Annotated in this window: 31 protein-coding genes, 1 rRNA gene and 1 other annotated feature; of the genes, 14 read left to right on the forward strand and 18 right to left on the reverse strand. The window is 53.5% G+C overall.

What is annotated here, in order from left to right; all coding sequences use genetic code 11:
• A complete protein-coding gene (locus B8P98_RS06660) occupies positions 1-201 on the forward strand; it encodes a hypothetical protein (RefSeq protein ID WP_095032846.1) in 201 nt (66 codons plus the stop codon).
• Between the two features lie 9 nt (positions 202-210).
• Entirely contained in the window at positions 211-390 is a 180-nt protein-coding gene (locus B8P98_RS30380; RefSeq protein WP_052946309.1) for a hypothetical protein, read from the forward strand.
• Positions 391-457: 67 nt separating this feature from the next.
• Here the strand turns inward: B8P98_RS30380 and B8P98_RS06670 are convergent, their stop codons facing one another.
• From B8P98_RS06670 to B8P98_RS06720, 11 genes are all read right to left on the reverse strand, one after another.
• On the reverse strand, positions 458-691 hold the full coding sequence (locus tag B8P98_RS06670) for a DinI family protein (RefSeq protein ID WP_001222154.1): 234 nt from the start codon (positions 689-691) through the stop codon (positions 458-460).
• A gap of 3 nt (positions 692-694) precedes the next feature.
• A complete protein-coding gene (locus B8P98_RS06675; protein WP_000232650.1) occupies positions 695-877 on the reverse strand; it encodes a hypothetical protein in 183 nt (60 codons plus the stop codon).
• 113 nt (positions 878-990) lie between these two features.
• Positions 991-3,066 (reverse strand): replication endonuclease, encoded by a 2,076-nt coding sequence (locus B8P98_RS06680; RefSeq protein WP_167382688.1) that lies wholly within the window; start codon positions 3,064-3,066, stop codon positions 991-993.
• A 143-nt stretch (positions 3,067-3,209) separates the two neighbouring features.
• Complete coding sequence (locus B8P98_RS06685; RefSeq protein ID WP_095032848.1) at positions 3,210-3,491, reverse strand: DUF3850 domain-containing protein; 282 nt, start codon at positions 3,489-3,491, stop codon at positions 3,210-3,212.
• Complete coding sequence (locus B8P98_RS06690; RefSeq protein WP_095032849.1) at positions 3,488-3,760, reverse strand: DUF5405 family protein; 273 nt, start codon at positions 3,758-3,760, stop codon at positions 3,488-3,490. The genes B8P98_RS06685 and B8P98_RS06690 overlap by 4 nt, the downstream gene beginning before the upstream one ends.
• Positions 3,761-3,982, reverse strand: coding sequence for a TraR/DksA family transcriptional regulator (locus tag B8P98_RS06695; protein WP_001630873.1), 222 nt, complete (start codon positions 3,980-3,982; stop codon positions 3,761-3,763). It lies immediately after the preceding gene.
• Complete coding sequence (locus tag B8P98_RS06700) at positions 3,982-4,209, reverse strand: DUF2732 domain-containing protein (protein ID WP_094963280.1); 228 nt, start codon at positions 4,207-4,209, stop codon at positions 3,982-3,984. Before B8P98_RS06700 ends, B8P98_RS06695 begins: the two co-directional genes overlap by 1 nt.
• Before the next feature lie 67 nt (positions 4,210-4,276).
• Positions 4,277-4,615: a DUF5347 domain-containing protein gene (locus tag B8P98_RS06705; RefSeq protein WP_000963463.1), complete on the reverse strand. Its 339-nt coding sequence runs from the start codon at positions 4,613-4,615 to the stop codon at positions 4,277-4,279.
• Positions 4,579-4,779: a phage filamentation protein Fil family protein gene (locus tag B8P98_RS06710; RefSeq protein ID WP_095033614.1), complete on the reverse strand. Its 201-nt coding sequence runs from the start codon at positions 4,777-4,779 to the stop codon at positions 4,579-4,581. The genes B8P98_RS06705 and B8P98_RS06710 overlap by 37 nt, the downstream gene beginning before the upstream one ends.
• 7 nt (positions 4,780-4,786) lie before the next feature.
• Positions 4,787-5,296 carry a phage regulatory CII family protein gene (locus B8P98_RS06715; protein ID WP_095032850.1) on the reverse strand — a complete coding sequence of 170 codons (510 nt, stop codon included), beginning with the start codon at positions 5,294-5,296 and terminating at the stop codon, positions 4,787-4,789.
• 32 nt (positions 5,297-5,328) lie between these two features.
• The gene (locus tag B8P98_RS06720) at positions 5,329-5,700 is read right to left on the reverse strand and encodes a hypothetical protein (RefSeq protein WP_023333086.1); all 372 of its coding nucleotides are present in this window, start codon (positions 5,698-5,700) and stop codon (positions 5,329-5,331) included.
• 113 nt (positions 5,701-5,813) lie between these two features.
• On the opposite strand from B8P98_RS06720, the gene B8P98_RS06725 reads away from it, so the two are divergent.
• The 5 genes from B8P98_RS06725 (at position 5,814) to B8P98_RS06745 (ending at position 10,254) form a co-directional block, all read left to right on the forward strand.
• Entirely contained in the window at positions 5,814-6,656 is an 843-nt protein-coding gene (locus tag B8P98_RS06725) for a phage repressor protein CI (RefSeq protein WP_000997319.1), read from the forward strand.
• A 13-nt stretch (positions 6,657-6,669) separates the two neighbouring features.
• Complete coding sequence (locus B8P98_RS06730) at positions 6,670-7,074, forward strand: hypothetical protein (RefSeq protein WP_095032851.1); 405 nt, start codon at positions 6,670-6,672, stop codon at positions 7,072-7,074.
• A 29-nt stretch (positions 7,075-7,103) separates the two neighbouring features.
• A complete protein-coding gene (locus B8P98_RS06735; protein ID WP_095032852.1) occupies positions 7,104-8,153 on the forward strand; it encodes a site-specific integrase in 1,050 nt (349 codons plus the stop codon).
• A gap of 215 nt (positions 8,154-8,368) precedes the next feature.
• Positions 8,369-8,827 (forward strand): DUF2946 domain-containing protein, encoded by a 459-nt coding sequence (locus B8P98_RS06740; RefSeq protein ID WP_080897731.1) that lies wholly within the window; start codon positions 8,369-8,371, stop codon positions 8,825-8,827.
• A 56-nt stretch (positions 8,828-8,883) separates the two neighbouring features.
• Complete coding sequence (locus tag B8P98_RS06745) at positions 8,884-10,254, forward strand: PepSY-associated TM helix domain-containing protein (protein ID WP_080897732.1); 1,371 nt, start codon at positions 8,884-8,886, stop codon at positions 10,252-10,254.
• Between the two features lie 8 nt (positions 10,255-10,262).
• Here B8P98_RS06745 and B8P98_RS06750 read toward each other — a convergent pair whose 3' ends face one another.
• Genes B8P98_RS06750 through B8P98_RS06760 form a run of 3 tightly spaced genes read right to left on the reverse strand, consistent with a single transcriptional unit; the run spans position 10,263 to position 12,484 of the window.
• Entirely contained in the window at positions 10,263-10,745 is a 483-nt protein-coding gene (locus tag B8P98_RS06750; protein ID WP_025712657.1) for an OmpA family protein, read from the reverse strand.
• Positions 10,746-10,758: 13 nt separating this feature from the next.
• Complete coding sequence (gene dgcN / locus B8P98_RS06755; protein ID WP_080897733.1) at positions 10,759-11,982, reverse strand: diguanylate cyclase DgcN; 1,224 nt, start codon at positions 11,980-11,982, stop codon at positions 10,759-10,761.
• The gene (locus tag B8P98_RS06760) at positions 11,975-12,484 is read right to left on the reverse strand and encodes a YfiR family protein (RefSeq protein WP_042929424.1); all 510 of its coding nucleotides are present in this window, start codon (positions 12,482-12,484) and stop codon (positions 11,975-11,977) included. The genes dgcN and B8P98_RS06760 overlap by 8 nt, the downstream gene beginning before the upstream one ends.
• A 341-nt stretch (positions 12,485-12,825) precedes the next feature.
• On the opposite strand from B8P98_RS06760, the gene aroF reads away from it, so the two are divergent.
• From aroF to B8P98_RS06775, 3 genes are all read left to right on the forward strand, one after another.
• On the forward strand, positions 12,826-13,896 hold the full coding sequence (aroF, locus tag B8P98_RS06765; RefSeq protein ID WP_025712659.1) for a 3-deoxy-7-phosphoheptulonate synthase AroF: 1,071 nt from the start codon (positions 12,826-12,828) through the stop codon (positions 13,894-13,896).
• Between the two features lie 9 nt (positions 13,897-13,905).
• Entirely contained in the window at positions 13,906-15,027 is a 1,122-nt protein-coding gene (gene tyrA, locus B8P98_RS06770) for a bifunctional chorismate mutase/prephenate dehydrogenase (protein ID WP_025712660.1), read from the forward strand.
• Between the two features lie 62 nt (positions 15,028-15,089).
• Positions 15,090-15,962 carry an SMP-30/gluconolactonase/LRE family protein gene (locus tag B8P98_RS06775; protein WP_025712661.1) on the forward strand — a complete coding sequence of 291 codons (873 nt, stop codon included), beginning with the start codon at positions 15,090-15,092 and terminating at the stop codon, positions 15,960-15,962.
• On the opposite strand, the gene pheA is transcribed toward B8P98_RS06775, so the two are convergent.
• From pheA to bamD, 4 genes are all read right to left on the reverse strand, one after another.
• On the reverse strand, positions 15,959-17,119 hold the full coding sequence (pheA, locus tag B8P98_RS06780) for a bifunctional chorismate mutase/prephenate dehydratase (protein ID WP_025712662.1): 1,161 nt from the start codon (positions 17,117-17,119) through the stop codon (positions 15,959-15,961). The genes B8P98_RS06775 and pheA overlap by 4 nt on opposite strands.
• 24 nt (positions 17,120-17,143) lie before the next feature.
• Positions 17,144-17,268 (reverse strand) — a sequence feature (Phe leader region).
• Positions 17,220-17,267 (reverse strand): pheA operon leader peptide PheL, encoded by a 48-nt coding sequence (pheL, locus tag B8P98_RS30385; RefSeq protein WP_100250063.1) that lies wholly within the window; start codon positions 17,265-17,267, stop codon positions 17,220-17,222. It overlaps the preceding feature by 48 nt.
• A gap of 105 nt (positions 17,269-17,373) precedes the next feature.
• Positions 17,374-17,709 (reverse strand): ribosome-associated translation inhibitor RaiA, encoded by a 336-nt coding sequence (gene raiA / locus B8P98_RS06785; protein WP_002914111.1) that lies wholly within the window; start codon positions 17,707-17,709, stop codon positions 17,374-17,376.
• Positions 17,710-17,980: 271 nt separating this feature from the next.
• Positions 17,981-18,718, reverse strand: a complete 738-nt coding sequence (bamD, locus tag B8P98_RS06795) for an outer membrane protein assembly factor BamD (protein ID WP_025712663.1) — start codon at positions 18,716-18,718, stop codon at positions 17,981-17,983.
• A 131-nt stretch (positions 18,719-18,849) separates the two neighbouring features.
• Between bamD and rluD the strand changes: the two genes are divergently transcribed.
• The 4 genes from rluD (at position 18,850) to B8P98_RS06815 (ending at position 25,266) form a co-directional block, all read left to right on the forward strand.
• On the forward strand, positions 18,850-19,830 hold the full coding sequence (gene rluD / locus B8P98_RS06800; protein WP_025712664.1) for a 23S rRNA pseudouridine(1911/1915/1917) synthase RluD: 981 nt from the start codon (positions 18,850-18,852) through the stop codon (positions 19,828-19,830).
• Entirely contained in the window at positions 19,827-20,558 is a 732-nt protein-coding gene (gene yfiH, locus B8P98_RS06805) for a purine nucleoside phosphorylase YfiH (RefSeq protein WP_025712665.1), read from the forward strand. The genes rluD and yfiH overlap by 4 nt, the downstream gene beginning before the upstream one ends.
• A gap of 129 nt (positions 20,559-20,687) precedes the next feature.
• Positions 20,688-23,261, forward strand: a complete 2,574-nt coding sequence (clpB, locus tag B8P98_RS06810) for an ATP-dependent chaperone ClpB (RefSeq protein WP_080897734.1) — start codon at positions 20,688-20,690, stop codon at positions 23,259-23,261.
• Positions 23,262-23,726: 465 nt separating this feature from the next.
• A 16S ribosomal RNA gene (locus B8P98_RS06815) occupies positions 23,727-25,266 on the forward strand.
• The last annotated feature ends 57 nt before the right edge of the window (positions 25,267-25,323 follow it).

The raw sequence follows: 25,323 nt of genomic DNA on the forward strand, positions 1-25,323 counted from the left end.
ATGGCGGCTTTTTCACACCCCGCCACCATCACGCCTCAGACGCGCCACGCGCGCACGACCACACCAGAGCACCAACGAACCGACAGCAACCACGACAGCGCCATCACGACGCGCTCAGACGATAATTTTTATTATTACGCACCACCGCTGGCGCGCAATGCTTTCCCCGCCACGCCTGCCCGCTTTATGGGCCGGTTTTAATGCAGTTGCATGACCACTCTGGATCCGCGCCAGCTCTGGCGGCGCACGGCCAGAACGGGCAACCACGACGCATGCAAAACCATGCACCTATTGCATGCACGGCTAAAAAGCGGGGAAATCGCGGAAAAATGGCATAAAAAAACCGGCTTTAATCGTGCCGGTTGGGGCGGTCTCTACGGGGCAGGCTAACGCCTCGCGGGGCTCGTTGTTCAACCCCGCCAGCACTGAAAACAAGTTTCAGCACCGGCGGCGTTTGTTAATGCAACCAGCTATCGTCCTCCCATACCTGCTGCATGATTTCCATTACTCGTTTTTTATCTTCGTCCAGTTTCAAACCACTTAGCTCAACGCCATTTGCGGAGCCTTTGCGAATGCGGATAGCGGTTTTTGGGTAAATAGGTTGAAGATTACGGTACAGCTCAGCCTCAAGCGCATCCAACGTTGCCTGACTAATTTTTTGCTCTTTATCCAACGTGATATTGATTCTCATAATCTAATCAGCCTTATAAAAAATATCATCTTCGGTTTCGTTATTTTCGCTGTTTGCTAGGTCTGCAATGAGAGTGAGCGCGAGCTTTAAGTCTGATGGCTTGCAGTTTGCAATCAGAGATACCTCGGCAATAAATTGCACACAAGCCCACTTTTGCTGCGTTCGGCTGAAATGTTCGCCAACCATGAAATCCCTCCCATAGGGTTACTGTATATTTATACAGTAGCACGTATTGGCAAAAGATGGGAAGAAAAAAAACGAATAGGGCGATTGCCGTATGTACATGATATGGATATGAATTACTCATGTATTGGTTTTGATGCTTCAGCCATCGCAGCAACACGATTAAGGATTTTCCTGGCTTTTGCCTCATACGATGGCGCTGTGGAAAAAATTTCTCCTTTGGCTGTTCCGCGTAGCCATTTGCCATCAAAACAACTTTTACCACCGGCCATCAGGTGCAGGGCTTCGCCCCGGCTGATATTAATGCCGGTTGTCAGATGTATCTCGTCGATAGTTTTCGCTATAGCTGCGTTTTGCTCATCCGTTCCGTGGATGAATTTTCGCCGTGTTGCTGGCTTTTGCTTCCTGAGTCGGTTGGTCAATTCTCGTCTTTCACGCCGACTCAGAGGTTTTGTTAAATCCAGTATCGGTGGATCGCTTTCGCTTCCCGTACAGTTATTGACAGAACTCCGAGAGGGCGCAGGAGCGCCCTTAACGTCAACGGCCAAATCAACGGCACGCTTCGGCACAATTTTCCACTGCGTTAGCCGGGTTAAAATCGGGGTACCAGCACCGACAGCAGAATCGTACACGCCACGGATGCAGACGGTTTCCTCACCATACTGGTTAAACTCGGCGCGCGGTTCATACAGCGTGCGCACCTGCAAATCATCGCGACGGACAAACGGGCCACCCTGTGCATTAACGTAACCAGCCCAGTCACCGGCGTCAGCGGCATCATGGACGGCGGCAAATTCAACGCTCAGACCGTGCGCGGTCTCGGTATCGGCGAGACGACGCAATTCACGGTAGACCGTCACCGGCGCGCCGCCTATAAACTGGAATTGACGGATGTGCCAGCGCGCCGCCCATGCTGATACAGCGGGGGCTGTCTCTTTCAGCAGCTCACCGCTTTCGTCATCGGTTTCACCATCAAGAGCATAGCCGTCGATATTTTTCGAAATGTATTTAGCAACATAGCCGGTAGCGCTGCCTTTTTCCGGGTCAATGGCCTCGGCATGAAAGCGCGCTTTTTTGGCTTTATCGCTTCTCAGTTCGTGGCGGTCTTCCTCCCACGCATAATCACGGATGATGAGGCGCACGCGCTCGACGTCTTCCGGCAACATGAACATAAGCATGTGCCAGTGTGGCGTTCCGTCGTGATGAGGTTCGGCAACACGGATGCCGAAAATGCGGATTTCTTCCCGATGTAACTTGGCACGAATGCGCGCCCAAAGGCCGGTGAGATAACTCTGCGTGTCCGACGGGCTGGCTCCTTTCCATTTGGTGTTACGGTAACCCGCCTTAGTTGTAGCGTGATATTTTGACGGCGCGGTCAGGGTATAAAACTCACCGACATAACCGAGCTCATTGCAGATATTTTCAAACCCACGGATGCGGGTCATCAGCTCGCAGCGACGTATCGCAGGGTTAGCGACCGAGCCATCGTATTTTTCAATCAGGCTGATGCGGTTGCCGTCTTCGTCTTCGAGATCCAGCCCCTTGAGAAATTCACGCGTGCGGCGCTTCTGCTCGCGCCAGTCGGTCACGCAGTTTTTACTCGCGTATGCGTGTCGTTTTTTGCTGACATTACCGACTGCGATTTGCAGATGTTCGCGCCATGCAGCCGCAATGCGTCGCAAGCGGCCACGCCACCAAACATCATTAAACATGCGGGTGATAGCAGGGGCGATTTCATCCTCACCGACATATTTCTTTGTCACCCGCTCCCAATGCGGCGGGGTAACGTTGAATTGCAGGGAAATAAAACCAGCCCGCATGTACCAGGTGTACAGCGTTTTGAGCTCGCTAAATCCGGTGTCATCAATGTCAGCCAGTTCAGCACGAATGAAATTAGCAATATCAGCGGCCAACATGTCAATATCGGCGCGCGACATATCCGGGAGGCGGTTATATCTGGCGACCATATTAACCATGCGTGACGCCAGATATTGCATAAGCTGGGTATCAAAATGACCACCGAAAACAGCGGCTGATACATTGCTGTTGATACCCGCGCACTCGTATTTTTTTGCGACCAGTTCAAGACGTGGTAATGCCTTTTTGCAGAAGCTGATTAAAAAGGCATTGGCTCGTTGACTGCCCTGATTTTGCTCCAGCACCGCAGCGGTGCGATAAACATCAAAGCGCACGCACTCGGGCTGGAGAGAAAGCACTTTTCTCGCATGCAGCAAAGCCGCGAACATACGGTCGCGGCGATACTGTTGGTCATAGGTAAGGTATGGGCTGGCTATTGCCGACCGTGGAGCGTTCCACGGGTAAGCATAATTAACGCTTACCCGCATAGCTCCTCCACTTGCCTACGCTGTATGCTTAGCATCACATAGCCAGGAGCCCACTCGTTAAGGTCAGTTACATGAGTCACTAGCACGTAGACAAAAGCGCCAGTAAAACCGACCTTTTGCGGGTCATACTCGCAGGGGCCATACTCGTTTAAGCAAAGTAAATCCCCTGCAGCAAAAGCGCGGTCAGCTAGACGAAACTCAGCTTTTTTCGTTCCATTGATTACAGCTTGAAAAAACTCAGGCCGAATTTTTAGTTGATGTGTTTTTCTCATGCCGCCGCCTTGATAGAGGAGGCGCACATTTCTCCGATACGCTCAATTTCAGATGCCATTGCGTCAAGCGTGGTAATTGATGACTGCTGAATATGATGATGAATCAGCCCGGAAATAAGCTGGTTAATCTTCGGGTAATAACCGATGGTGTCGAGCCATTCCTCACCAGCTTTTTTACCTGACTTAACGACTTTCTTTTCATTCAGGATGAATTGATATTGGTCGCTGGTAATAACCCATTTGTCGCCAACTTCGATACGAATACTCATTTAAACGCCCCTGTAATGTTTAGATTTGAGCTCTGCTATTTGCTGACAGGTCACGCAAAAGGCCACGCCCGGTATCGCAATGCGGCGAGCTTCCGGGATTGGTGCGTCGCATTCTTCGCAGAGGAAACGAGAAGGCGCAGCGATACGGCTGCGCGCGTTGTTGATGTGGCGCTCGCGGTCTTCCTGCTCACGCTGTTGTGCTAAATCCATTGCGTCGGCCATTAGTGCAGCTCCTGTGATTCATTCTCAAAGCGGGTGGCTTCACGGCGCAGCAGTTCGGCCGCTTCGGTGCCGCTCATTCCCTCTTTGGTGATATGGATAGCCAGCGCCTCAAGGCGGATTGATACTGCGAGCGCACGGTCTTTACGTTCTTCTTTTTTGGCATCTGTCAGTAGTACAGCCAGCGCATCACTATCAGTGCTAAAACTACGGGATTCGGTATTACGCATAATTAACTCTCCTAATTTCGGGCAATAAGAAGCCCGGCGGGTTTACGCCATTAAATTTCTGTTTGGATTAATTCGGCATCGTTAGCCGTTTGGGAAATAAGCTCACTACTGCACGAAAATGATTCATCGCTGTAATAAGCGCTTTTTTCTCGTCAGTAGTCAGCTCACTTAATTCGAGCTCATGACGAGCCGCCGGTATTTTTGCCAGAAAGAAAATAGCGGCCAGCGCCCGATTATTTTCTTCAAATTGTGGGTCACGTTTATCGCGCATATCATCGACAAAACGTTCAACCTCTTTCCAGCTATCGCCCCAATATCTCGCGCGCAATTCAGCCACATGATTAAGACCGGCCAGACGTTCACCCGCTTTTAGCGGAACAGTCGCGGAAACAGCTTCGATAGCCATGATTCCCCCTGTTTTTTGGTGGACAGGTCAGCCAGTAAATCAGCCTGCGAGCGGCTCGGGTGCCAGCGCTTGCCGTCCTTACCTGCAATCCAGCCATGGCCGAAGTGCATGCCGGGACTTTGCTTAACGAGCAGAGATGCGAATGACGGTTCATTTTTCAGCATGAGCACCTCAAATCAGACCGAATGACGCGCCAATACCGCTCATGGTATCGACCACACTCGTCATTGCTGGATTAGTCTGCAAACGTGCATGCAGCGCCAGTGCCGACAAAGACAACATGCGAATACCAGAGTTAACGCTTTCAATCATGGTGTGCTTACGGGCAGAGGTCAGTCGCTCATCAGAGACCGCGCCGCTCGCCAGTTCGCCCAGCTCACGCATAGCACGCATGACGTAAGACTGCAGTTTGTCTTTTGCCAGTTCATTGACCGGCACACATGGCAGACAATGAATCTGCGCCAGAAAACCATCAACAAGGGTTGAGTCTTCGGTCAGGTCAGTCAGTAGCCACAATTCAGGCGGTGTAAACTGGTGAGGCTGTTCCGGGTTGAGCTTGTTACGTAACGTCTGAACATTCATACCCGCACGCTCTGCCAGCTTCGCCATGTTGTGATGCTGCGCAAAAGCCCGGCATGCTTCGTCATAGTGGGGATGTTTGGAAATCTGAAAATCAAACATGGTTAAGTTCCCTCTAACTTGCATAATCAAATTCAGTTAAGAGCGGTGCGCTGGTCGATGTAGCGACAGTCAATCGCTTGTTGAGTCAGTTTGTCGCGCCAAGCTTTTACGTTTACGAGGGTGCGGCTTCGTTTACCGGCTTCCTCTTTATTGGAAAAGTCTTTGGTCGGAGCTTTAAGAAGAATGCCCTCATCAAGCCATTGCCAGACCAGACGCTCGCTAACGCCGCGGGTGGCGGCAAAGTCTTTCACTGTCATGGTGTCGGACATAGCAGAGCGAATCATTGTCTGCAGGGCTGGCAGCATTGCTGTAACGATGGCATCAAACTGCGTTGGATCTAACAGCACAGTTTGATTTTGTGAGTTTTGCGAGTCGTGCGTCGAGATTGATTTTGCATCTGACATATCGCATTATCTCCTGTTGTTTGAAATGTAGTGCAGTGGTGTGCATCTTGGTCGATGAATGCCACTTTAAATCGAAAATGAGTTCCTGTAAATCGATTTTGAGTGATTGATAAATGAATGATGAAGATTTGAATACGCAAGATGTGATTGAGCGGATAAGTTCGGCGTATGGTGTCAGCACGCAAAAGGCTTTGGCGGAAGTGCTTGGCGTCCCGTCAAACAGCGTCAGCACTTGGGTTCAGCGAAACAGTTTTCCAGGCAAAGCCATCATTCAGTGCTCATTAGATACTGGTGCTGATTTAAACTGGCTGCTGACTGGTCAAATTTCCAATTTGAATTTGCAAGATTCGTCACCGTTGAAAGGAAAAGCACTTTATGACGAGATTTTGGCGAGTGGTGGAAAACCTGTTTTAAGGCGCATCCTTGACGCCTATGGTTTTACAATGCAAAAGGAGCTTGGGGATTTGTTGGATATCTCCTCAGGCACTATCAGCACTTGGGTAAGACGAGATTTCTTCCCCGGTGATGTGGTTGTGACATGCGCGCTTGATACTGGTGTATCGCTGGAATGGTTAGCGACCGGAAAGGGGAAAATGCGAGAAAGTAAGGAGGCTAGCTTTTCGGACATTTTAACGATAAAAAAATCCCGCCTTGAATCTGGTGAGCTAAAAGACGCTGGACGTTGGCAACCTGACCCATCAATGATTCCTGCTAACTCTGATGATTTGGTTTTTGTAGATGGCGTTAGCTCATCTTGGCTTGTCGATAATTCAGCATGCAAAATCGGCAATGGCCGTTGGCTCATCGGGATAGATGGCGCGTTCGACGTTTTCGACGTTGTGCGACTGCCGGGTAATAAAGTCAGGTTATCAAATAAGTCTGTTGATTTTGAATGCAACCTATCAGAAATCACACCATCTGGTGCTGTTGTATTTACTCTGGAAAAACATATCTAAGGATGATGCAATAATGAAACGTTCTATTTTTGCTCTGGCTTTACTCGCTTCTTTTACAGTAGCAGCTCAACCCTCTAACTTATCTGTACTGAAGAAATCCTTTAACGAAATGCAACCACTGTCGATAAAAGATAGTAATGGCGTGATTACAGTTGTTTTGGATGCCGCAAGTATTACGCCTGAAATTTATGATACCGCTGTTTATAGCGTTTGTTCCCCTGCATGGCTACATAAGGAAAACACTGCGTATCTGAAAAACACTACATCTGTTCGAATTCTCAATAAATTTAGTGCTATGGGTTATGTGCTTGAGAAGCCAAAAGCAACTTGTGATAAGGCCGGAGAAGAACAAGAAGAACAGTCTAAAATCACAATTTTGTCGAACACGCATGTTACTACAATGAAAGATTTGAAGTAAGAAAATGGCTTCTCGGTCGGGGTGATGTAATGACTGTTAGTAAGCAGAAAAATGGCAAATGGCTCTGTGAGCTTTATCCAAATGGCCGGGAAGGGCGGCGTATACGTCGACAGTTTAATACCAAAGGCGAGGCCGAGGCATTCGAGGCATTCACGAAAAATGAGAGTGAGGATAAGCCGTGGCTCGGTAAGAAAGAAGACCGCCGACGCTTAAGTGAGATTATCCAGCTTTGGCATAATTTACATGGACAGGCGTTGGTCGCCAGTAAGTCGCGGTTAGCTAAGCTTCAAATTGTATGTAATGGGTTGGGCGACCCTATTGCATCTCGTCTTACCGCTAAAGATTGGGCTCATTACCGTGACCGTCGATTACGTGGCGAAATAGACAACGGCTATCACAAAGACCCGGCGAAGTGGATCGCCAAGCCTATAACTGTCAATCGCGAGCAGCAATACCTCGAAGCGGTGTTCAATGAACTGCGACGATTAGGGGAGTGGAGTTTACCCAATCCACTGGACGGGATTCGCGTATTCAAAGAAGCTGAGAAAGAAATGTCCTGGCTAACTTTGTCTCAGCTCCCGGAGCTGTTCCGAGCCTGTGAACAATATGGCAAAGAAAATCTTACGATGATTGTTAAGGTTTGCTTGGCTACCGGCGCACGATGGGGAGAAGCCGAGAGACTTACACGTCCCCAACTTTCCCCATGCAAGCTGACTTTCACCAAAACCAAAGGTAAGAAGAATCGCACGGTTCCGATTCCTAAATGGCTCTACGACGAGTTGTCTGAACGTCAGGGGAGAATGTTCAAACCCTGCTATCAAGACTTTAAGAAGATGCTCAGGCTTACGAACATTGAGCTGACGGAAGGGCAGAAGACTCATGTTTTGCGTCATACCTTTGGTGCGCATTTTATGATGAACGGTGGAAATATACTGGTGCTGCAGAAAATACTCGGACATGCCAACATTCGAGAAACAATGAAGTATGCACACTTTGCGCCTGACCATCTTGAGCAAGCTGTTACCCTTAATCCGTTGTCGCTATATGTTGGCGACAATGTGGCGGCAGAGCTTGCATAACACTGCAATTCGCTGCATTAAAAATTACATTAACTAATTGTTTTATATGGTAAGTGTTTGTTTGTTGGGTGGTGTTAATAGGAGCGTCTTAACTAAGATTCGCTTTCGCGACATCCTGACAGAAAGGGCTGGCCAGAGGGCTGGCCCTTTTTTTATCTTTGTTGTAACCATCGTGATGTAAATCATTTACAATAAACCCTCATTTCGGAGGGGCGGTGGCCAGCAATAGTTTTCAGCAAACGACACCTAAACGGCGAGCCGCATGGCTGGCGCTGTTGGCGATCCTGCTGATCGTCGTGGCCCCCCTGATCTCCATCTCCCTGCAAAAAGACCCCATGAGCGCGATGCCCGGCATGCATCACGCCATGATGATGGACAGCTCGTCCGCGAGCATGGCGCAAATGCCCGACCACGAGATGGCGATGACGCACAGCGCAGACAGCGCTACGCATACCGGACACGCACTGCCGCTGGACCATGCCGAAGCGTGTGGCTACTGCGTGCTGTTGGCCCATGTCCCGGGGCTCCTTTTCGCGCTGGCGCTGTTCGTCGCCATGCTCCTGCGGCGCATTCGCCTGCCGGCTTCTCACCCGGTATTAAAGCACTGGCGCTACTTTTCCTGGCTCTATCCTGAAACCCGTGCCCCGCCGCGGCTGTCTGCTTTTCCCCTTTAATAAAAATCAAACTGCGCACTGCGCAACAACCTCTTTTGCTTTAAAAAAGGAAGAGTATGACAACCTGCACCTCGCGCGCGGCATGGTTAAACCTGCTGCGTCGCCTCCATTTCTATATCGGACTGTTTATCGGACCGTTTATCTTTGTCGCTGCCCTGACCGGCACGCTGTACGTGGCGACGCCGCAGCTGGAAAACTGGATCTATCACGATGCGCTGCATGGCCTATCCGATGGGATCCCGCAGCCGCTCAGCGCCCAGATCGCGGTGGCGGAAGAGGCGACCCAGGGAAACCTGCGGTTGCTGGCGGTGCGTCCGGCACCTGCGATGGGGGAGACTACGCGCATTATGTTTGCCGATCCGGGTCTCGGAGAGTCGGAATCCCGAGCCATTTTTGTCGATCCAATCTCGCTGCGGGTGAAGGGCGATATGACGGTCTACGGTACCAGCGGCATCCTGCCGCTGCGCCAGTGGATTGATTATGCGCATCGTTCGCTGCTGCTGGGCGACAACGGGCGGCTCTACAGCGAACTGGCCGCCTCCTGGATGTGGGTGGCCGCGCTGGGAGGAATAGCCCTGTGGGCGATGACGCGTCCGAAACGGCGGCTCAATAACGCCCTGCAGAACCATCGCCGGCTGCATGTGATCCTGGGCTGGAGCTTACTGCTGGGCATGTTGCTCTTCTCTGCCACCGGGCTGACCTGGTCGCAATGGGCCGGTAGCAATGTGGATAAAATGCGGGCGGCTTTTGGCTGGCTGACGCCGCAGGTCAATACCCAGTTGCATGCTGCACAATCGATGAATCACGATCCCCACGCCGGGCATCATATGGATGCGATGGTCATGGCCCAGCATCGGGCAACGCTGCAGCCAGCGCAGTTTGACCAGGCACTGGCGGTGGCTCGTCAGGCGGGTCTGAGCGCCAGCCGACTGGAGATCCGTCCGCCAGTGTCTGACGAACGCGCCTGGACGGTGAGTGAGATCGACCGCCGCTGGCCGACGCAGGTGGACGCGGTGGCGATCGATGGCGCCACGATGCGGGTGGTGGATCGCACCCATTTCGCCGACTTTCCGCTGATGGCGAAGCTTACCCGCTGGGGCGTCGATTTCCATATGGGGATCCTCTTTGGCCTGGCAAATCAGCTGCTGCTGGTGGGGTTCGGCTGCGCGTTGTGCATTACCATCGGGGTGGGGTACAGGCTATGGTGGATCCGCCGTCCGCCTCAGGCCGTCTGGAATCCGGCACATTCGCTGCTGCAGGCGTGGCTGTCGCTCGCCTGGCCTGCGCGCAGCCTGATGCTGGGGCTGACGTTAGTCCTCGGATTGGCCATGCCGCTGATGGGGGCGAGCCTGTTGCTGTTCATTGCCGTTGACTACCTGCGCTGGCGCACGGCAACGGCAATGAAGGCGGTGAAGTTCAACGAATAAGCTGAGGCCTATGGCGTGCTGATGACCACTGTCACCCGGCGGTTTTCAGCGCGTCCGGCCGCCGTGTCATTGCTGGCAATCGGGTATTTTTTGCCAAGGCCGCGGGTAACTAAATTACTGCGCGGGATGTGGGCGCCTTCCGCCCAGGCATCGGCCACGCTGTTGGCGCGCTTAAGCGAAAGGGCTTCATTATAGCTATCCTCACCATAATTATCGGTGTGGCCTTCAAGGCGGCTATGGGTGATCCCGGTCGCCGCGAGTCTGGAGGCCATATTGGTGATTTGCTGACGGCTGTCGGGACGTAGTCGGTAGTCATTCTTGTCAAACAGGATGCTATCGGATAAGCCCAGTGACCAGTCGCCATTGCTTTCAGTGAAGCCATAAGATTTCATCGCCGCCATTTGCTCTGGGGTAAATTTCCCCTGGGGGGCCTGGCAACCTGTCAGAAGCGCCGCCGCTATCAGGGCGGGCGCGAAATATTTTCTGAGCATAATGAGTCCTTTATTATTTCAGCGTCTGCTGTATACGTTGGTTTTTCATCCGATACATATTCTTATCGGCAAGTTCTTGCAGTGATTCCGCGGTGGCGTGCTCCCATGCCAGCGCGTAGCCGACGCTTAGCGAGAGCGTAGCGGTGTGGCCATTGTGCAGGTTGAATGGCGGAAGAAACTGCTGTGACAGCATCTGGCACAGCGTCTGTACTTCCGCTTCAGAGTGCACCTCGCGCAACAGAACGGCAAACTCATCGCCGCCGAGACGCCAGGCCAGATGGCGTTTGCCAGCGAAGGCCATCAGGCGGCTGGCAACTTCCGTCAGCACTTGATCCCCCGCCGCGTGTCCCCAGTTGTCATTGATCAGCTTGAAGTTATCGCCATCGAGAAACAGTAACGCCGAGGTTTGATGGCCCACCTCGTTCTTCATCAGTTCGGCGAGCGCATTGCGAAAGGCCGCGCGATTAGCCAGACCGGTCAGCGGATCATGTAGCGAGCTGCGTAACAGCTGGGCGTTTTTGGCCTGCAACTGACGCTGCCAGTCCTCCATCTCCCCCAACAGGCTGTTAAAGTCCTGGGCGAAAAGATGGAACTCCTCAATGCGTTCCTCAGGCACCCGACGTGAGAAGTGACGGTTTTCGCGAATATCGTGCACAACCTCGGTGATGCTCTGCAGCGCGGCAACGATCCCCCGGTGCAGGGAGTGGGTCAGCAGCAGGGCGATAAACGAAGCGAGCAGGATGCTGCCGGTCAGGACCAGAATCGAGATACCGAGAAAGTGGCTGATTAGCTTATCGAGAGCCGTTAGCTGCAGTTCGCCAATTTGTTTTCCCTGATGCCAGATAGGCTGTACCGTGGGCTCCGGGAACAGCCATTTACTGACAAGGCCGCTCACTTGCTCTTTATTCGCCAGCGGTTGGTGGCGCCAGGCGGCAAAATGCTGTTTCTGACCGTTGAGCACAATGGCCTGGGAAATCTGACCTTGTTTCCCCAGCGAGGCGAGGGTCTCTTCAGCCGCCGCGCTGTCGCCAAACACCAGGGCTGCTTCGAGGCTGCGGCCCAGGGTGGCGGCAGTGAGCTCAAGGTTTTTCTGCGCGTACTGTTTGAGCGTGAAAATAGAGGCCGTGCTCAACAACAGCCAGACCAGCGTCATGGAGATCACCACGCTTATCACGCTAATGCGACGGAGCGCGCGTTTAAATGTCGGGCGCGGAGTCTGTGAAAAGTCCTTATTCATGTGGTTTCTTCCGGGCAAGCATCAGGACGTCCGGGTTGACCCGGACGCCACTGTGCGTCAGAACGTCCAGATTAACGGAGAAGCGGACCCTGTCGTCGTTGATGATCAGGCAAAACGCGCTACCAGTTGAGCATTCCGTATTTTGTTCTGCGATAAGTAACAGCGGCTTCGGGCCATAACGGCGGGTTAATTCCGACTGTTGGACCGGTGATTCACTGCCAAAATAAAAACCATCGCAGGTCGTTTTTAACGCTTCTTCACTATTACGTACTATCACCGGTTGATAGGGCAAAGCATCAGGATCTTCATGTGCCAGGCTATGAGTGAAGCGTGATGAGGCAAAAATGCATAGCTTCGGCGCCCCTGTTAATGACGGCCAACGGGTGTAGGTCACGATCCCGGATACGATAGCGCGAACATGTTCTGATGGTCCGGCAGCAAAAACAGGAGATACCGTGATGAGAAAAAATACAGTCAATAAAAGACGGTGTAATACTGTCATTCACGCTTCCGTCAAATTCGCCATAGCGCGGAAAAAGCCGCTGCCGATGCCCGGCGCAGAATACCACTGATAGCAAAACCCGTCATTAGATGCGCCCTTTGCTTTGGGACAAATCTTACCAGGATTTTTCGTAATACCGATGGCGATGTTGCGCAAATTCCGGGTTATTTTGGTTGATGTAAATATTTTTGTACGTTGCTTGCGGTATATAACGCCAATTAATTTGTGCGTGTAAAGTAAAATTTACGTTTTATGGATTGAATTCTTTACTTCGTGTGGTATCGTTACGTCATGCCCGCTGAGGCAACCCTTATCGCAAACGAGCTACACAGGATCGAATCATGCAAAAAGACGCGCTGAATAACGTACATATTACCGACGAACATGTGTTAATGACCCCGGAGCAGCTGAAGGCCGAGTTCCCGCTCAGCGTCGAGCAGGAAGCGCAAATCGCGCACGCCCGCCAGACCATTTCCGATATCATCGCCGGCCGCGATCCGCGTCTGCTGGTGGTTTGCGGTCCTTGCTCAATTCACGATCCGGAAGCTGCGATAGAATATGCTCGTCGGTTTAAAGCCCTTGCCGCAGAGGTCAGCGATAGCCTCTACCTGGTGATGCGCGTCTATTTTGAAAAACCCCGTACCACCGTCGGCTGGAAGGGGCTGATTAACGATCCGCATATGGATGGATCGTTTGATGTTGAGGGTGGGCTGAAGATTGCGCGTCGCCTGTTGGTTGAGCTCGTTAATATGGGACTGCCGCTGGCGACGGAAGCGCTGGATCCGAACAGCCCGCAATACCTTGGCGATCTGTTCAGCTGGTCCGCTATCGGCGCGCGTACCACGGAATCACAAACGCACCGTGAAATGGCCTCTGGCCTGTCGATGCCGGTCGGCTTTAAAAACGGTACCGACGGTAGCCTGGCAACGGCCATCAACGCCATGCGTGCCGCGGCGATGCCACACCGTTTCGTCGGTATCAACCAGGCCGGTCAGGTCTGTCTGCTGCAAACGCAGGGTAATCCGAACGGCCATGTGATCCTCCGCGGCGGCAAGGCACCAAACTACGGTCCGGAAGATGTGGCGAAATGTGAAAAAGAGATGGCGCAGGCGGGACTGAAGCCGTCGCTGATGGTAGATTGCAGTCATGGGAACTCCAATAAAGATTTCCGCCGCCAGCCAGCCGTGGCTGAATCCGTTGTCGCGCAGATCAAAGACGGCAACCGCTCCATTATCGGCCTGATGATCGAGAGTAATATCCACGAAGGCAATCAGTCCTCTGAACAGCCGCGTGAGGCGATGAAATACGGCGTTTCGGTGACTGATGCGTGCATCAGCTGGGAAACCACCGATGCGCTGTTGCGTGAACTGGATAAGGATCTCCGCGGCCATCTGGCGGCCCGTTTGGTGTAAGAGGAAAGTATGGTTGCTGAACTGACCGCGTTACGCGATCAAATTGATGAAGTGGATAAAGCGTTGCTTAGCCTGCTGGCTAAGCGTCTGGAACTGGTGGCCGAAGTCGGCGAGGTGAAGAGCCAGTATGGTCTGCCGATTTACGTCCCGGAGCGCGAGGCGGCGATGCTCGCCTCCCGGCGTGAAGAAGCTGCCGCGCTCGGCGTGCCGCCGGATCTGATCGAGGATGTTCTGCGTCGCGTGATGCGGGAATCCTATTCCAGCGAAAACGACAAAGGCTTCAAAACCCTGCACCCGAATCTGCGGCCGGTGGTGATCGTCGGCGGTGGCGGGCAGATGGGGCGTCTGTTTGAGAAGATGTTAACGCTGTCCGGCTACCAGGTGCGTATTCTGGAAAAAGACGACTGGGCGCGGGCGGCGGATATCGTCGCCGATGCCGGCATGGTCATCGTCAGCGTACCGATTCACACTACCGTGGAGACGATCGGCAAGCTACCGCCCCTGCCGGCAGATTGCATCCTGGTTGACCTTGCCTCGGTGAAAGCGGAGCCGCTGCAGGCAATGCTGGCGGCGCATCAGGGCCCGGTTCTCGGCCTGCATCCGATGTTCGGTCCGGACAGCGGCAGCCTGGCGAAGCAGGTGGTGGTCTATTGCGATGGCCGCCAGCCCGAGGCCTATCAGTGGTTCCTTGAGCAAATTCAGGTCTGGGGAGCGCGCTTGCATCGCATCAGCGCCGTAGAGCACGACCAGAACATGGCCTTTATTCAGGCGCTGCGCCACTTTGCCACCTTCGCCTATGGTCTGCACCTCGCGGAAGAGAACGTGCGTCTTGAGCAGCTGCTGGCGCTTTCGTCACCTATTTACCGGCTGGAGCTGGCGATGGTAGGCCGTCTGTTTGCCCAGGATCCGCAGCTGTACGCCGACATTATTATGTCATCGGAAAACAACCTGGCGCTGATTAAGCGCTATTACCAACGTTTCGGCGAAGCGATTGGCCTGCTGGAGCAGGGCGATAAGCAGGCGTTTATCGACAGCTTCCGTAAAATCGAACACTGGTTTGGTGATTACGCTCAGCGCTTCCAGAGCGAGAGCCGCACATTGCTGCGTCAGGCGAACGATAATCGGCAGTAAAGTGAAAAAGGTGTATACAATAAAGCCAGCGACCGCTGGCTTTTTTTATAGGGATGACAACGATGGCTGAACCACAACCGCTGTTTGACTACACCGGATACCTGCCGGAATGCCCGACCTGGAGCGAGGCTGAACAGGCCCTCTACTGGGCCGATATCATGGAGTGTGAAATCCACCGCTACGATAGCCGCAGCGGCGAACACCAGGTGCTGCAGTTTCCGGAGGAGGTCGGCTGTTTTGCCCTGCGTGAGAAGGGCGGATTTATCGTTGCATTACGCAGCGGCATCTGGCTGACCGACGCCCACGGCCTGCTGCGGCGGAAAGTCTGCGATAACCCGAGCAACCCCGAGCTGGCACGGTTTAACGATGGTGGGACCGATCGCGAGGGGCGCTTTTATGCCGGCACTTTCTGGGCGCCGGGGGATTATAACGGCGCGCTGCTGATGCGGGTCGATAACGACCTGAAGCCGAAAGTAATCCAGTGTGACATCCATGGCGCCAACGGCCTGGCGTTTAGCGCCGACCGGCGCTGGATGTATACCTCCGATACGCCGAACGCGGTGATTTACCGCACGCCGCTGGATGAGCAGGGTGAGCCAGGCCGCCGCGAAGTATTCCGCCGTTTCCAGCCAGGCGAAGGGATCCCGGACGGGGCGGCGATTGATGTGGAGGGTTGTTACTGGAGCGCGATGTTTGACGGCTGGCGGATCGCCCGTTTCTCACCGCAGGGAGAGGAGCTGGAGACCTACCCGATGCCGGTACGATGTCCGACAATGGTCTGCTTTGGCGGCGCGGAGATGAAAACGCTCTATATCACCACAACCCGGGAAAACATGGAGGACGATGAGCTGGCGAAGTATCCGTTGTCAGGTGCCATCTTCACCCTGCCGGTAGCGGTGGCAGGGATGAAGAAATTACCGTTCCGTGAACGTTAAACCGGATCCACCGGCACCACGTTTTCGCTGGGGTAGCAACCGAGAACCTTCATGGAGCGGGTGATCTCCGCCAGCTCCTTCAGTGCCTTGCGCATGGACAACGAGTCCAGGTTGGCCTGAATATCGAGATAAAACATCTCTTCCCATGGGTTGCCGTGGATCGGGCGAGATTCCAGTTTTGTCATGATCAGATTGTGATTGCGCAGTACCAGCAGGGCTTCCACCAGAGCGCCCGCCTGCTGACCGGTCGCCATTAACAGCGTGGTCTTGGCCGGAACCTGGTCGGAAACGTTCACCGCTTTGCGCGCGAGGACGAGGAAGCGTGTGATGTTTTGCGTCTGGTTGGCCTGGCAGTGTTCCAGCACCTGCAGACCATACAGGGCGCCACCCGCTTCACTGCCCAGAGCCGCGACGGCCGGGGAGTTCGCCTGCGCGACTTTTTCCATTGCCGCCGAGGTGCTCTCGGTATATTCGATCTTCCAGTGCGGGTAGCGGCTCAGATACTGGCTGCACTGCTGGAACGGCTGCGGATGGCTGTAGACGGTCTGAATTTTATCGGCATCTGTCGAGGTGCTGACCAGCACGCAATGATCGATCGGGATCGTTAGCTCGCCAACGATCGACAGGCTGGTGTGTTGCAGCAGATCGTAGACGTCGTTGATCCCGCCAGAGCTGGTGTTTTCAATCGGCACCACGGCGTAATCGGCCTGGCCAGTTTCCACCTGATTAAAAATGTCGGCAAACTTCGCGCAGCCGCTTTCAATAAACTGCTCAAAATGGCGAGCGGCGTACTGACGCGCCGCCAGATGGGAATAAGAGCCTTTGGGACCCAGAAACGCCACGCGAGCCGAATGCGGGTTAATTTTATTCAGATGCTGCTGCAGCAGGGTTTGCTGGGTCAGAACAGAGTCTTCGATGATCAGCTGGAACAGGCGGGTGATGTAGTGTGCATCAAGATTATGGCGCTTGCCGAGGGTCATCAGACGCTCCAGCAGATCGCGTTCGCGGTCAATATCACGCACCGGACGGTGGGAGGCCAGTTTGGCTTTTCCAACCTCAACAGCCAGCCCGCGGCGCTCCGCCAGCAGAGCAAGCAGTTTCTCGTCCAGGGCGCTTATCTTATCGCGCAGCGCCAGTAATGGGTTTTCCTCGGTCATAGATGTTGCCTTTGTTGTTATCAAATAAAAAAGGCCTCCCGGGTGGGAGGCCTTATTGTTCGTCTTCGCATTCTTTCTTATACGACGAATTGCCTCCCGGTCAGGGGAAGGTAAAAAAGAATGCGAAGAAGAACGGGACAAGTTTCATGGTAAATTCCTTTAGGTAGTGGGGATTACAGTACCTGTACTGTTTTCACTCTGTCAATAAAAAACGCGCCCGAAGGCGCGTGGCATGACACAACTTAAGTTAAGGATTACTCTTCTTCTTCCACAAAGCCTGCCTCTTTCACCGACGTCGCGGCGCGGCGGGCTTCCCCTTTGTGTTGCACTTTATTGAGCTGCCGTTCCAGCTTGTTGATCAATTCGTTAATGGCGGCGTACATATCTTCATGACGCGCACTGGCAACCAGATGGCCGTTTGGCGTGTTGATGGTTGCATCAGCGATAAAACCCTGCGGCTCCTTAGACAGAATGATATGCGGGTTGATTAAATGAGTTTGCCACTTATCCAGTTTGGCGAGACGGTCTGCGACATGCTGGCGGATTGCCGGAGTAATTTCCATTTGTTTACTGGTAATGTTCATTGTCATAAATTTTACCTCTTGTCTTTCCCGTCTTGGTGAATCCAGCATACCTTTCCCAATGTCAAAATGCGTGATCTAAATCACATTTTATTGTCACTTTTTGTCAACGAATTCATTTTGTGAGACAGGGCAGGAAGAAGTGAGATTTTACTTGTCGAACCTCGCAAAGCAGGCCATATTTGATGAGTTAACCCGGCGCTAAACCGCTTCAGCTAGCCCGGGAAAAGTATAAAAAAACGGCAGCCAGTGGCTGCCGTTTGCGATCGATGAGTCAGGCTCAGCTGTTCTTGCTGTTCGCGGCGATAATCTTCGCGACTTTGTCCGCCTGGGCGTTCATCTGCATCTGGCGATAGGCGTTTTCCATCTTCGGCAGCGCATCGCGGGTGGCCTGAGTATCGGGATAATTACGCATCATACCGTCCACGCGGTTCACCACGGCGACCCAGGCGCCACGATCGGTGTAGTAATCCACCACCGACAGCTCATACTTCGCCAGACGATCTTTCAGGAATACCATGCGCTTATAGGCGTCAGTGGCATACTGACTGTTCGGATAACCACGGACCAGTTTGGAGAAGTCATTGAAGGCATCGCGCGCGTGCTGCGGATCGCGATCAGAACGATCCACACCGAAGAAGCCTTGCAGGGCGCTGTCATCCAAAGCCATGTTAGTCAGGCCGCGCATATAGATGACGTAGTCAATGTTCGGATGGGTGGGGTTCAAACGCATGAAGCGATCGATGGCCGCCTGAGCCAGTGGCAGATCGGCGTTTTTGTAATACGCATAAATCAGATCCAGCTGTACCTGTTGGGAATAAGGGCCGAATGGATAACGATTATCCAACGCTTCCAGTTGCGTTATCGCCTGTTTCCAGTTACCGTCCTGCAGTTTTTGCTGGGCGGTCGCGTAGATTTCATTCGGCGGATTATCAGGCACCTCTTCCTTAGAGCCGGAGCAACCCACCAAAGCCAGGCTCAGTGTGGCGGCTGCCACCAGGTATTTCATGCGCGTCATGACGTTTTGACTTCCTCAAAATGTTTATGCGGGAGAATCTCTGTTCCTGCTCCCGATTAAGACCAGCTACAATAGCACACTATATTAAACGGCAAAGCCGTAAAACCCAACGTTAAACGAAGAAGCTGTATATGGCACAACGAGTACAACTCACCGCAACGGTGACCGAAAATCAACTCGGTCAACGCTTAGATCAGGCTTTGGCCGAATTGTTCCCTGATTATTCGCGATCGCGAATAAAAGAATGGATCCTCGACCAACGCGTATTAGTCAATGGCACCATTGGCGATAAGCCGAAAGAAAAAGTGCTGGGGGGAGAGCACATCGCTATCGATGTCGAAATCGAAGAAGAGGCGCGCTTCCAGCCGCAGGATATTCCGCTCAATATCGTTTACGAAGATGATGACATCCTCGTGATCAACAAACCGCGCGATCTGGTTGTGCATCCTGGCGCGGGCAACCCTGACGGTACTGTGCTGAATGCGCTGCTGCACTACTATCCGCCTATTGCCGATGTACCGCGCGCGGGGATCGTGCACCGTCTGGATAAAGACACCACCGGTCTGATGGTAGTTGCGAAAACCATCCCGGCGCAAACCCGGCTGGTGGAGTCGCTGCAGCTGCGCGAGATCACCCGTGAATACGAAGCGGTAGCGATCGGTCATATGACCGCCGGTGGCACTGTGGAAGAGCCGATCAGCCGTCACCCGACGAAACGTACCCATATGGCGGTTCACCCCATGGGCAAACCGGCGGTAACCCACTACCGCATTATGGAACATTTCCGTATTCATACCCGCTTGCGCCTGCGCCTGGAAACCGGCCGTACGCATCAGATCCGCGTGCATATGTCGCATATCACCCATCCGCTGGTGGGTGACCAGGTGTATGGCGGCCGGCCGCGTCCGCCAAAGGGGGCATCGGAGGAATTCATTACCGCACTGCGTAAATTCGACCGCCAGGCGCTGCACGCCACCATGCTGCGTCTGTACCACCCGATTACCGGCATTGAAATGGAGTGGCATGCGCCCATTCCACAGGATATGGTCGAGCTCATCGAGGCGATGCGCGCCGACTTTGAAGCCCATAAGGACGATATTGACTGGTTATGACGAAACTGATTGTACCGCAGTGGCCAATGCCCGACAGCGTGGCGGCCTGTAGTTCTACCCGCATCGGCGGTGTAAGCCTGCCGCCCTATGACTCGCTCAACCTGGGCGCCCATTGCGGAGACAATCTGCAGCATGTCGAAGAAAACCGGCGGCGGATGTTTGCCGCCGGCGGTTTGCCGTCTTACCCGGTTTGGCTGGAGCAGGTCCATGGTACCGATGTCCTGACGCTGGACGGCGGTCCTTATCCATCGAAACGTGCCGATGCTTCTTACACTCGTACGCCCGGGACCGTCTGTGCGGTAATGACCGCTGACTGCCTGCCGGTTCTTTTCTGTAACCGCGCCGGCACTGAAGTCGCCGCGGCGCATGCAGGATGGCGCGGATTATGCGAAGGGATCCTGGAACAGACCGTTGCTCGTTTCGCCGATAAAGCCGAAAACATAATGGCATGGCTGGGCCCTGCCATCGGTCCACAGGCGTTTGAGGTGGGACCGGAAGTCCGGGATGCCTTCATGGCGAAGGACGAGAACGCGCACCGGGCTTTCCGTCCGGCAGGCGAGAAATATTTTGCCGATATCTACCAACTGGCTCGGCAGCGTCTGGCAAATGTCGGCGTTGAGCAAATTTTCGGCGGCGATCGCTGCACGCTAAGCGAAAAGAACGATTTTTTCTCTTACCGGCGCGACAAGACCACGGGTCGTATGGCAAGTTTCATTTGGCTGATATAACCTAGAGAATCAAGACGATCCAGAAGGCAAACTTATTTTTCGCATAGTTCAGGTCTTTAACCTTGAATAATTGAGGGATGACCTCATTTAATCTCCAGTAGCAAATTTGACCTGTTTATGGGAGGAGTTATGCGTCTGGATCGTCTTACCAATAAATTCCAGCTTGCTCTTGCCGATGCCCAGTCACTCGCACTCGGGCACGACAACCAATTTATCGAACCACTTCATCTAATGAGCGCCTTGCTGAATCAGGAAGGGGGATCGGTACGTCCTTTATTAACCTCGGCGGGCGTGAATGCCGGGAAACTACGCACTGACATCGAACAGGCCCTGAGCCGTTTACCGCAGGTGGAAGGCACCGGCGGCGATGTGCAACCTTCTCAGGATTTAGTGCGGATCCTGAACCTTTGCGACAAGCTGGCGCAAAAGAAAAAGGACAACTTTATTTCGTCGGAACTGTTCGTTCTGGCGGCGCTTGAATCACGCGGTACGCTGACCGACCTTTTAAAATCCGCCGGAGCAACAACCGCCAACGTGACTCAGGCGATTGAACAAATGCGCGGAGGTGAAAGCGTGAACGATCAGGGTGCCGAAGACCAACGTCAGGCATTGAAGAAATTTACCGTCGATCTGACCGAGCGAGCCGAGCAGGGCAAGCTGGATCCGGTGATCGGCCGTGATGAAGAGATTCGCCGTACTATCCAGGTACTGCAGCGTCGTACCAAAAACAACCCGGTTCTTATCGGTGAGCCGGGGGTCGGTAAAACCGCTATCGTCGAAGGACTGGCGCAGCGCATCGTCAATGGCGAAGTGCCGGAAGGGCTGAAAGGCCGTCGGGTGCTGGCGCTGGATATGGGGGCGCTGGTGGCCGGGGCGAAATACCGCGGTGAGTTTGAAGAGCGTCTGAAAGGCGTGCTGACCGACCTGTCAAAACAGGAAGGCAACGTTATCCTGTTTATCGACGAACTGCACACCATGGTTGGCGCGGGTAAAGCGGACGGCGCAATGGACGCGGGCAACATGCTGAAGCCGGCGCTGGCACGTGGCGAACTGCACTGCGTCGGGGCGACGACGCTTGACGAATACCGTCAGTACATCGAAAAAGACGCCGCGCTGGAGCGTCGCTTCCAGAAAGTATTCGTCGCTGAGCCGTCGGTAGAAGATACCATCGCTATCCTGCGTGGTTTGAAAGAACGTTACGAGCTGCACCACCACGTGCAGATCACTGACCCGGCGATTGTCGCGGCGGCGACCTTGTCGCATCGTTACATTGCTGACCGTCAGCTGCCGGATAAAGCCATCGACCTTATCGATGAGGCGGCGTCAAGCATTCGTATGCAGATCGACTCCAAACCGGAAGAGCTGGACCGTCTCGATCGGCGTATTATCCAGCTGAAACTGGAACAGCAGGCGCTGAAGAAAGAGTCTGATGAGGCAAGCCTGAAGCGTCTTGATATGCTCAATGAGGAGCTGGCGGATAAAGAACGGCAGTACTCGGTGCTGGAAGAAGAGTGGAAGGCGGAAAAAGCATCCCTCTCTGGCACTCAGACTATTAAAGCCGAGCTGGAACAGGCGAAAATCGCTATCGAACAGGCGCGTCGCGTCGGCGATCTGGCGCGGATGTCCGAGCTGCAGTACGGCAAAATTCCGGAACTGGAGAAACAGCTGGCGGCTGCCACGCAGTCCGAAGGCAAAACCATGCGTCTGCTGCGTAATAAAGTGACGGATGCTGAGATTGCCGAAGTGCTGGCCCGCTGGACCGGTATCCCGGTCTCCCGCATGATGGAAAGCGAGCGCGACAAACTGCTGCGTATGGAGCAGGAGCTGCATCATCGGGTGATTGGCCAGGATGAGGCGGTTGAAGCGGTATCCAACGCCATTCGCCGTAGCCGCGCCGGGTTGTCCGATCCGAACCGGCCGATTGGTTCGTTCCTGTTCCTCGGTCCGACCGGGGTGGGTAAAACCGAACTGTGCAAAACGCTGGCTAACTTTATGTTCGACAGCGACGACGCGATGGTGCGTATCGATATGTCCGAGTTTATGGAGAAACACTCCGTCTCACGTCTGGTCGGTGCGCCTCCGGGATACGTCGGCTATGAAGAGGGCGGTTACCTGACCGAAGCGGTTCGTCGTCGTCCTTATTCCGTCATCCTGCTGGATGAAGTGGAAAAAGCGCACCCGGATGTGTTCAACATTCTGCTGCAGGTGCTTGACGATGGTCGCCTGACCGACGGCCAGGGGAGAACAGTCGACTTCCGGAATACGGTGGTTATCATGACTTCGAACCTCGGTTCCGATCTGATTCAGGAACGGTTCGGCGAGCTGGATTACGGGAGTATGAAAGACCTGGTTCTGGGCGTGGTAAGCCAGAACTTCCGTCCGGAGTTTATCAACCGTATCGACGAAGTGGTGGTCTTCCATCCGCTGGGCGAGAAACATATTGCTTCCATTGCCCAGATCCAGCTGCAGCGTCTGTATAAACGCCTGGAAGAGCGCGGGTATGAAGTGCAGATGTCCGATGAGGCGCTGAAGTTGCTCAGTGCCAATGGTTACGATCCGGTATACGGCGCGCGGCCATTGAAACGCGCAATTCAGCAGCAGATAGAAAACCCGTTAGCTCAGCAGATCCTTTCCGGTGAGCTGGTCCCGGGCAAAACTGTCGAGCTGGTGGTGAAAGACGACCGTATCGTGGCAGTGCAGTAAGTCACAAAACGACAAAAACGGGCCCAACGGGCTCGTTTTTGTTTAAAAACCAGGCAAGAATTAAACCTCAATAATCGATTTGGTTGAAAAGTGAGCGGTTGAATTGTTTTTTTGAATTTATCCTTGTCACTTCAGAATTACTCCCTATAATGCGCCTCCACTGACACGGAACAACGGCAAGCAAGCCGCCGGGCCAGCAGGATTCAACGACGAAAATGGACGTTGAAAGCCGACAGAGAAAAGCAAAATAAGCGCTTGACTCTGAATGAGGAAAACGTATTATACGGGACCTCGCGACAGAGCGCTAAAGCGCGTCGCAACTGCTCTTTAACAATTTATCAGACAATCTGTGTGGGCACTCAAAGTGACATGGATTCTTAACGTCCTCGGACGAAAAATGAATACCAAGTCTCTGAGTGAACATACGTAATTCATTACGAAGTTTAATTCACGAGCATCAAACTTAAATTGAAGAGTTTGATCATGGCTCAGATTGAACGCTGGCGGCAGGCCTAACACATGCAAGTCGAGCGGTAGCACAGAGAGCTTGCTCTCGGGTGACGAGCGGCGGACGGGTGAGTAATGTCTGGGAAACTGCCTGATGGAGGGGGATAACTACTGGAAACGGTAGCTAATACCGCATAACGTCGCAAGACCAAAGTGGGGGACCTTCGGGCCTCATGCCATCAGATGTGCCCAGATGGGATTAGCTAGTAGGTGGGGTAACGGCTCACCTAGGCGACGATCCCTAGCTGGTCTGAGAGGATGACCAGCCACACTGGAACTGAGACACGGTCCAGACTCCTACGGGAGGCAGCAGTGGGGAATATTGCACAATGGGCGCAAGCCTGATGCAGCCATGCCGCGTGTGTGAAGAAGGCCTTCGGGTTGTAAAGCACTTTCAGCGGGGAGGAAGGCGGTGAGGTTAATAACCTTACCGATTGACGTTACCCGCAGAAGAAGCACCGGCTAACTCCGTGCCAGCAGCCGCGGTAATACGGAGGGTGCAAGCGTTAATCGGAATTACTGGGCGTAAAGCGCACGCAGGCGGTCTGTCAAGTCGGATGTGAAATCCCCGGGCTCAACCTGGGAACTGCATTCGAAACTGGCAGGCTAGAGTCTTGTAGAGGGGGGTAGAATTCCAGGTGTAGCGGTGAAATGCGTAGAGATCTGGAGGAATACCGGTGGCGAAGGCGGCCCCCTGGACAAAGACTGACGCTCAGGTGCGAAAGCGTGGGGAGCAAACAGGATTAGATACCCTGGTAGTCCACGCCGTAAACGATGTCGATTTGGAGGTTGTGCCCTTGAGGCGTGGCTTCCGGAGCTAACGCGTTAAATCGACCGCCTGGGGAGTACGGCCGCAAGGTTAAAACTCAAATGAATTGACGGGGGCCCGCACAAGCGGTGGAGCATGTGGTTTAATTCGATGCAACGCGAAGAACCTTACCTGGTCTTGACATCCACAGAACTTAGCAGAGATGCTTTGGTGCCTTCGGGAACTGTGAGACAGGTGCTGCATGGCTGTCGTCAGCTCGTGTTGTGAAATGTTGGGTTAAGTCCCGCAACGAGCGCAACCCTTATCCTTTGTTGCCAGCGGTTAGGCCGGGAACTCAAAGGAGACTGCCAGTGATAAACTGGAGGAAGGTGGGGATGACGTCAAGTCATCATGGCCCTTACGACCAGGGCTACACACGTGCTACAATGGCATATACAAAGAGAAGCGACCTCGCGAGAGCAAGCGGACCTCATAAAGTATGTCGTAGTCCGGATTGGAGTCTGCAACTCGACTCCATGAAGTCGGAATCGCTAGTAATCGTAGATCAGAATGCTACGGTGAATACGTTCCCGGGCCTTGTACACACCGCCCGTCACACCATGGGAGTGGGTTGCAAAAGAAGTAGGTAGCTTAACCTTCGGGAGGGCGCTTACCACTTTGTGATTCATGACTGGGGTGAAGTCGTAACAAGGTAACCGTAGGGGAACCTGCGGTTGGATCACCTCCTTACCTTAAAGAACCTGCCTTTGTAGTGCTCACACAGATTGTCTGATGAAAATAGAGAAG

The organism is Klebsiella quasivariicola (assembly GCF_002269255.1).
GTDB lineage: Bacteria > Pseudomonadota > Gammaproteobacteria > Enterobacterales > Enterobacteriaceae > Klebsiella > Klebsiella quasivariicola.